The sequence below is a fragment of the Pseudarthrobacter sp. AB1 genome (assembly GCF_014926485.1).
Classification (GTDB): Bacteria; Actinomycetota; Actinomycetes; order Actinomycetales; family Micrococcaceae; genus Arthrobacter.
This window is the reverse complement of sequence record NZ_PZKO01000038.1, coordinates 1-6,632: the sequence shown is the minus strand read 5'-3', so window position 1 is coordinate 6,632 and position 6,632 is coordinate 1. Positions and strand designations below refer to the sequence as shown.

Genomic DNA, 6,632 nt, shown 5'->3' with positions numbered 1-6,632 from the left:
TCGCGAACCGCAACGCCAGAATGTTCTGGACCGTTTCCTTACCCAGGTAATGATCGATCCGGAACACCGCATCCGGCGGGAACACCGACTCCACAATCTCATTGAGCGCCCGGGCAGAGCCCAGATCATGCCCGAACGGCTTCTCGATCACCACCCGCCGCCACTTATCCCCCTCAGCCTGCGCGAGCCCGTGCTTGGACAGCTGGCGGCAGACCTGCTCAAACGCCTTCGGCGGAATCGAAAGGTAAAACGCGTGATTACCCCGCGTCCCGCGGACCTCATCAAGGGCCGCGACAGTCTCCCCCAACCGCTCAAACGAATCATCGTCGTCGAACTCACCCCGAACAAAACGGATACCCTCAGCGAGCTGGTTCCACACCGCCTCATCAAACGGCGTCCGCGAATACGCCTGCACCGACGCCTTCACCTCCGCAGCGAACTCCGCGTCCGACCACGGACGCCGACCGAAACCCACCAACGCGAAACTCGGCGGCAACAACCCCCGGTTCGCCAGGTCATACACAGCCGGCATGAGCTTCTTACGCGCAAGATCACCCGTCACCCCGAAGAGCACCAACGAGGACGGACCGGCAATCCGATTCAGGCGACGATCACGCGGATCCCGCAACGGGTTACGGCCAGACCTAAGTCCAGACCTCACACGTGAATCAACGTAAGTAACTGACATGGTTGCTTCTAACTTTCGGCAAGACAGTGCGGCAGCCGACCGACGCTCACGAGAGTATCTGCTCGCGGGTCTCCCCATAGGGAACGGTGTCGCTGAGTGCGAGGGTGTAGCGGCTGGGATCATGGCGGGTGACCAGAATGCCGGCATAGCAATGAGGCGTCGCTACCTGGCGGAGCGCGGCCTCTGCATGGTCGAGCAACTCGTAAAGCCGACCAGGCTCGGTAACGATGACTTCCAAATTGTGTGTGGCCTGACTACGCATGATGAACAGCTTCCTTTCCAGGGATCCGGTCCCCCAATGTGCCAAACCCCTCATCCTTGGGGTGTGTTGTGTTCTTGGTTCTTACACCGAACGTGTACTGCCCGCGGTGACGTATCTCCGCGGGCAGTACGGGCAAGACATTCCGGCTGGTTAGTTGATGGCGGCGCGGAGCTGCTTGGCTGCCAGTGCCGGGTCTGCCGCGCTGTAGATGCCGCCTCCGACGACGGCTACGTCGGCGCCGGCCTTCTGAACTGCTTCGATGGTGGCGAGCTTCACGCCGCCTGCGACGGAGAACGGAACGCGCGCTTCTGCTCCGGCGCGGAGCAGCCCGGTCAGGTCGAAGCCCGGCAAGGCCTGCTCGTCGAGACCGGCGTGCATCTCTACGAACTTGGCACCCAGGGCGCGGGCTTCCTTAGCGCGGGTGACTTTGTCTGCCACGCCGATGAGGTCAACGACGATGCCCTTGTTGTGGGCTTTGGCTGCCTTGACGGCGCCGGCGATGGTGGAGTCGTCGGCAGAGCCGAGCACGGTGACCAGGTCGGCGCCGGCTTTGAAAGCGATGTCGGCTTCAAGTTCTCCGGCGTCCATGGTCTTCATGTCAGCGAAGACGATCTTGTCCGGGTGGGCGTTCTTGACGGCGGTGACGGCAGAGAGGCCGGCAGCCTTGATCAAGGGGGTGCCGAGTTCGATGATGTCGACGTACTCGGCGACCTGACCGGCCAGTTCGAGGGCGGCTTCGGTGGTCAGGACGTCCATAGCAACTTGGAGTTTCATGGTGTTGTTTTCCTTCTGTTGGGAACTGCGGTGGGTGTGAAAAATTGTGGTTCGGTTATTCGAGGTTGGCGTGGCGGAGCCAGAGCTCTTCGGCCGGTACGTCGGTGTTGTCCCACAGGGACTGGAACAGGGTTTCAGTGGCGAGGAACAGTACCTGCTCGAAGAGCGACCCGGAGTACTGGCGCGAAACGCTGGAGCCGTGGTCGGTCTTCTGCGCGGCGGGAATGATCACCACAGCGTCAGCAAGCCCGGCGAGAGGTGAACTCGGGCTGGTGGTGAACGCCGCAATCCGCGCTCCGGCCTTCGCCGCTGTTTCTGCTGACTTGACTACTCCCGAGGTCGTTCCCGATCCCGAGGCCACGAGGAGCAGGTCACCGGAGGCGATTGCGGGCGTGGTGGTGTCACCGGCAATGTGGACGTTCAGGCCAAGGTGCATCAGCCTCATGGCGGCCATCCGCAGCACCAGGCCGCTTCGGCCGGCTCCGGCGACGAACACCCGGCCAGGATGGCTAAGGTGGCGGGCCACGTCGGCGATCTGCTGCTCGTCGATCTTGGCCGCTGTGTCCGCGATCTCGTCCTGTACAAGAGCGAGATTCCGGACAATGTCACCGGTGGTGCTGTATCCGGTGAGCGTTGTATTTACTGTCGGAGTCACGTTTTGTCCCTTCCATTCGGTCGTCGGCCGGGATCCGGTCGAACGATGCTTTGTGGTTGATATCCATACTCCCGAAGCGAAAGGGCGGGGGTAACACTGTTTTCTGACGGTTCTGACTACACTTTAGGATTGGTGGTGCCGAGCCGAAGGCCAGGGAGTGCCGAAAAGCCGCAGGTTTGAAGGATTCATTGCATAGACTCTGGAGAACGAGTTAAGTCCACTCACGTACCATCCGGGCTGCTTGTCATTGATCGACCCGTACCCATTTTCCGGAGCGCAGACTTTTGGCCTCGCCGTCATCAATCCAGTCCCAGATTTATCGGTCCCTGCCCGAAATCGAGAGGGCCGATGCGATTGTGGACAGAATTACCAAGGCCATCGGCCTTGGGCTGCTTAAAGTGGGCGAACGCTTGCCACCCGAAGCGGCCCTCTCGGAAATGTTTGGGGTTGGCGGCGCCACTCTTCGCGAAGCTTTGGGGGAACTGCGCGAGCGGGGGATCGTCGAGACCCGCAGGGGCCGAAGCGGGGGAACCTTCGTGGTCAACCAGCCTCGTACGCAGAAGGACGTCATTCGGGATTGGTTCCTCTCGACGTCAATTTCGGAAATACGTGACATCGGTGACGAACATTCCGCTATAGCAGCCACCACCGTCCGTCTGGCCTGTGAGCGCGCAGAAGCACACGACTTCGAGCGCCTTCAGGAACTTGCGAGGGCATTAATTCTGGCCGACACCCCCGAAGTGCGTGCACCTGCTGACAGCCGCTTCCACATCGAGCTGGCAATAGCCGCGCAATCGCCAAGGCTCGCCAACGCGGAAATACGGCTTCAGGAAGAAACAGTCCAGCAGCTTTGGACTCCCCTCACGGTGGCATTTGACCCCGAGCAGGCAACCGCAGAACACTTGGAATTGGTCCGGGCAGTAGCCCAAGACCAGCCGGAGAAGGCCCAAAACCTTGTCCTTGAGCACATCAGGCGGAACATTTTCCACCTGATCGACCAGAAACTGACCCTCGGCTACGCCCAATCAAACCAGGATGGTCAATGAAGCCCACCGTTGAAGTCGTACATGCTGCATCCGACCTTTCTTCCTGGATGAGCGGCGTCTGCACGGAGGTCACGAAGCTCTCCAGCGACGTTTCTTCCCTCCTTGAACGAAATCTCGCCGACAAGTCCAAAGCAGGTAAGGCGGTCCTCAAGGGATTGGATGAATATCCCCGGGATTTCCTGACGAAGAACAGTTACGCAGCAGGGGCCGGGACATTCTTCGCCGTGGAAACCATCGAGGAGGGGGTACCGGCTTTGGACTGGTGGGCCCGCAAGGAACACGGCACCATCGGCAGGCTCGACCTCGACATGACTCCAGGCAGCAGCCGTTATTACGACTATGAGAAGCTGCCGTTCTTCTCCACCGCCGCTTCCACAGGTGAGCAGAGCGTATGGGGGCCATATGTGGACTTCCTCGGCTTCGAGGAATACATCCTGACATTTGCGGCCCCGCTTTCTGTCCACGGGCGTTTCACGGGCGTGGCTGCATGCGACATCCGGATCAGGGACCTGGAACCCCTCATCATGCCCACTCTGCGCGCCATTCCCGGAGATGCGGCCCTCGTCAATGCCAGCAATCGCGTCATTCTCGGCAACTCCGGTTTATACCTCGTTGGTGAGCGGATTAAATCCGGTTTGCCCGGCCAGCATCGGATGGCCCTGGACGTCCCACACCTTGGGCTTTCCCTGATTTTCGCTGTCTAGGTGCGAACTTTCCCAGGCACGGGTCAACGCTGGTTGCACCGAAGCTGGAAAAGTTCGGCGAATAAAAGCTATCGCAATAGAGCTTTTAGGCTGTAACCTCTGGGGGTGATCTGTTTCACATGCCATACCTCGGAGCAGTCACGAGTCTTTCGGCACCAGAGGAAGAATTTCCCGGGCTCGGACAACACCCTTGTCCACGTCACGAGAGCTCAACCCTGAAGGTGTTTTTGCGAGCGACCCCCCTGCCGCACCTGTCGGCCTAGCACGTTGGCGCTACCACTGCGCGCACCGGAGCCTGCCTCGTTTTACTTGCCAGTCCGCCGTCCGGACCTTCACGCAGTTGCAAGATCGTGCTGCCGGATGGCGCCGTGATACCACATGCCGGGCTGGACAGATGTGTTCTTGCACCGCCACTGGAAGATTCAAGAAAAAGAGTTCCATAACGAAGAAGTCAGAGACGACTAGAGTAGTTTTAGGGAGATTTTATGAGTGAAAATCGTTCAGACGGCACCGATCACCTGGAACGGTCGATCGACTGGAAGCAGGGTTTGGCCATTGCGCTGGGTGTGCCCTTGCTGATTCTGCCCTCATTGGGCTATCTGCCGATGTATGTGTCCGCCGCAGCAATTCTCATCTGGGGATTGTCGGTCCTTCAGGGTTTTATGCAGAGCACGGCGTATGCCGAGATGGCCACCACGTTCCCCAAGGCTTCCGGCCTGCCGGGGTTCGCCCAGCATGTATTCCGGACGGAGAACTACAAGGGCAAGTACGACAAAGGCAAGCTGATCGGTGGCTTCAGCGCGTGGAGCTACTGGTTCGCCTGGAATCCTGTACTGGCAATTTTTTCCATCCTGGTGGGCGGATACCTGCACGGGCTGTTTCCGGTTCTGGCCGAGACATTCACCGAGTACCAGCTCGCACTGATCTCAGGCCTGGTGATTTTCACCGGGTTGTTCATCGTCAACTGGTTCGGTCTCAAGGACGGCGCCAAACTGGGGTACATCCTGGCTGCGTTCTCTCTTATACCCCTGGTTGTCCTCACCGTGGCGCCTTTCGCGACCGGGAAAGTCGACATGTCAAACATCACCGGCAGCTGGATGCCGGCGGACTGGGCCTGGGACATGCACCACATCCTGATTCTCTTTGGCATCTTTGCGATCGCTCAGTGGAGTGCCTGCGCCTGGGAAACAGCAGCCATCTACGGCCCCGAATACAAAAACCCGTCCAAGGATGTTCCCAAAGCGCTTTATGCGTGCGGCATCATCTGCTTCTTCTCATTTGTCTTAGTGCAATCTGCGGTGATCGGCGTGCTTGGTGTTGAGGGTGTACTGGCCGAGCCCCTGTCGCCCCTGATTCCAGTGGCCCAGGCAGTCTTTGGCCAGGCAGGCACCATGGTCACCATCATCATGCTGATCGCCGCCATGATCCTCATCATCCAGACGGCCTATCTGGGCTCTTCCCGCGCCATGCACTCCATGTCGAGCGAAGGCAACCTCCCCAGGGTCTTCGGCAAGACGAACCGCCAGGGCACTCCGTTTGTCGCGATGCTGGTCATCGGGGCCTTCAACCTGGTACTGATTTCGATGGGAACGCCGGCGGCAATACTTGCGGCGTCCGCAATTGGTTACACCTGCGCCAACGGCATCAGCCTGTTCGCATATGTCAGGGCTAAGAATCACCCGTCCTTCGCCAACCTCGAACGGCCCTTCAAAGCACCCAAGGGCTGGAAACACGTCGCCATGATCTTTGGCCTGTTCAATCTACCCCTATGCCTGGTGGGCGTGGTGTACCTGAACAGCCTGGAGGTCGGTTGGACCTCAACCTGGGTGGGTTTCCTCGTACTATCGCTCTATTTGCCCATCTGGTTGTATACCCAGCGTGAATCCCGTCGGCTGAATGACAAAGCAGCCACAGCACCGTCTTCAGACCACGACGCCGGGGATCTTCGACCGGTTCCAAATCCCAGGTGACGTAACCGGCCGGGGATTCCGCCGAAAGAGTCCTGCACACGTGTCCCGATCATGTCCACCGGGGTTGACGCATGACGGGGTAGTACAGGCGTTGTCCTAGCCCGGCGCACCAGGACGGACGGTGGTAAACGCATGTTTCACGGTGGATGCCGGGCCCTTACGGGGGGCCGGCATCCACCGTTGCGCTTTTCCGGCGGTTCCCTACCTGTCAATAGTTCCCACGAAAAATAAACACTAACCCGGGGTTTTCATGAGGCTGTCGCCCGCGGGGTGTGTTAAAGCGACGAAAGGTGCTTCTGAGCTGGGAAAATAGTGTTGTCGACGCACTGATCCACCGGCTGAAAGAAGCACCTTTCTGATGTCCAAGATTACCGGAGTTTTCCCGTCCCTTCCTGTTGCCACGACGGAGCAGTCGCTGGTCTCCCATGCCGGGCTGAACGTGGTGACGTCTTTTGTTGACGCGCTCGGATTCAGGGACCTATGCGAAGACCGTTTGGGCCAGTTCGTCCCCTCCGGCGCCTGGCACCGGCCCG

The 6,632-nt window shown here is 59.5% G+C and carries 6 protein-coding genes and 2 pseudogenes; 4 read left to right on the top strand and 4 right to left on the bottom strand.

Annotated features, from left to right (window positions below):
- The 4 genes and pseudogenes from DAD99_RS10730 to hxlB all read right to left on the bottom strand — a co-directional run.
- A pseudogene (locus DAD99_RS10730) lies at positions 1-688 on the bottom strand (glucose-6-phosphate dehydrogenase); the annotation flags it as partial.
- A gap of 46 nt (positions 689-734) precedes the next feature.
- Entirely contained in the window at positions 735-950 is a 216-nt protein-coding gene (locus tag DAD99_RS10725; RefSeq protein ID WP_185263885.1) for a hypothetical protein, read from the bottom strand.
- A 150-nt stretch (positions 951-1,100) separates the two neighbouring features.
- Positions 1,101-1,724 carry a 3-hexulose-6-phosphate synthase gene (gene hxlA, locus DAD99_RS10720; RefSeq protein WP_185262140.1) on the bottom strand — a complete coding sequence of 208 codons (624 nt, stop codon included), beginning with the start codon at positions 1,722-1,724 and terminating at the stop codon, positions 1,101-1,103.
- 55 nt (positions 1,725-1,779) lie between these two features.
- Positions 1,780-2,379: a 6-phospho-3-hexuloisomerase gene (hxlB, locus tag DAD99_RS10715; protein ID WP_185262139.1), complete on the bottom strand. Its 600-nt coding sequence runs from the start codon at positions 2,377-2,379 to the stop codon at positions 1,780-1,782.
- 356 nt (positions 2,380-2,735) lie between these two features.
- On the opposite strand from hxlB, the gene DAD99_RS10710 reads away from it, so the two are divergent.
- The 4 genes and pseudogenes from DAD99_RS10710 to DAD99_RS10695 all read left to right on the top strand — a co-directional run.
- Complete coding sequence (locus DAD99_RS10710; RefSeq protein ID WP_309233247.1) at positions 2,736-3,425, top strand: FCD domain-containing protein; 690 nt, start codon at positions 2,736-2,738, stop codon at positions 3,423-3,425.
- On the top strand, positions 3,422-4,129 hold the full coding sequence (locus DAD99_RS10705) for a cache domain-containing protein (protein WP_185262137.1): 708 nt from the start codon (positions 3,422-3,424) through the stop codon (positions 4,127-4,129). The genes DAD99_RS10710 and DAD99_RS10705 overlap by 4 nt, the downstream gene beginning before the upstream one ends.
- A 485-nt stretch (positions 4,130-4,614) precedes the next feature.
- Entirely contained in the window at positions 4,615-6,099 is a 1,485-nt protein-coding gene (locus tag DAD99_RS10700) for an APC family permease (RefSeq protein WP_193341522.1), read from the top strand.
- A 358-nt stretch (positions 6,100-6,457) separates the two neighbouring features.
- Positions 6,458-6,632: pseudogene (locus tag DAD99_RS10695) on the top strand (IS1380 family transposase); the annotation flags it as partial.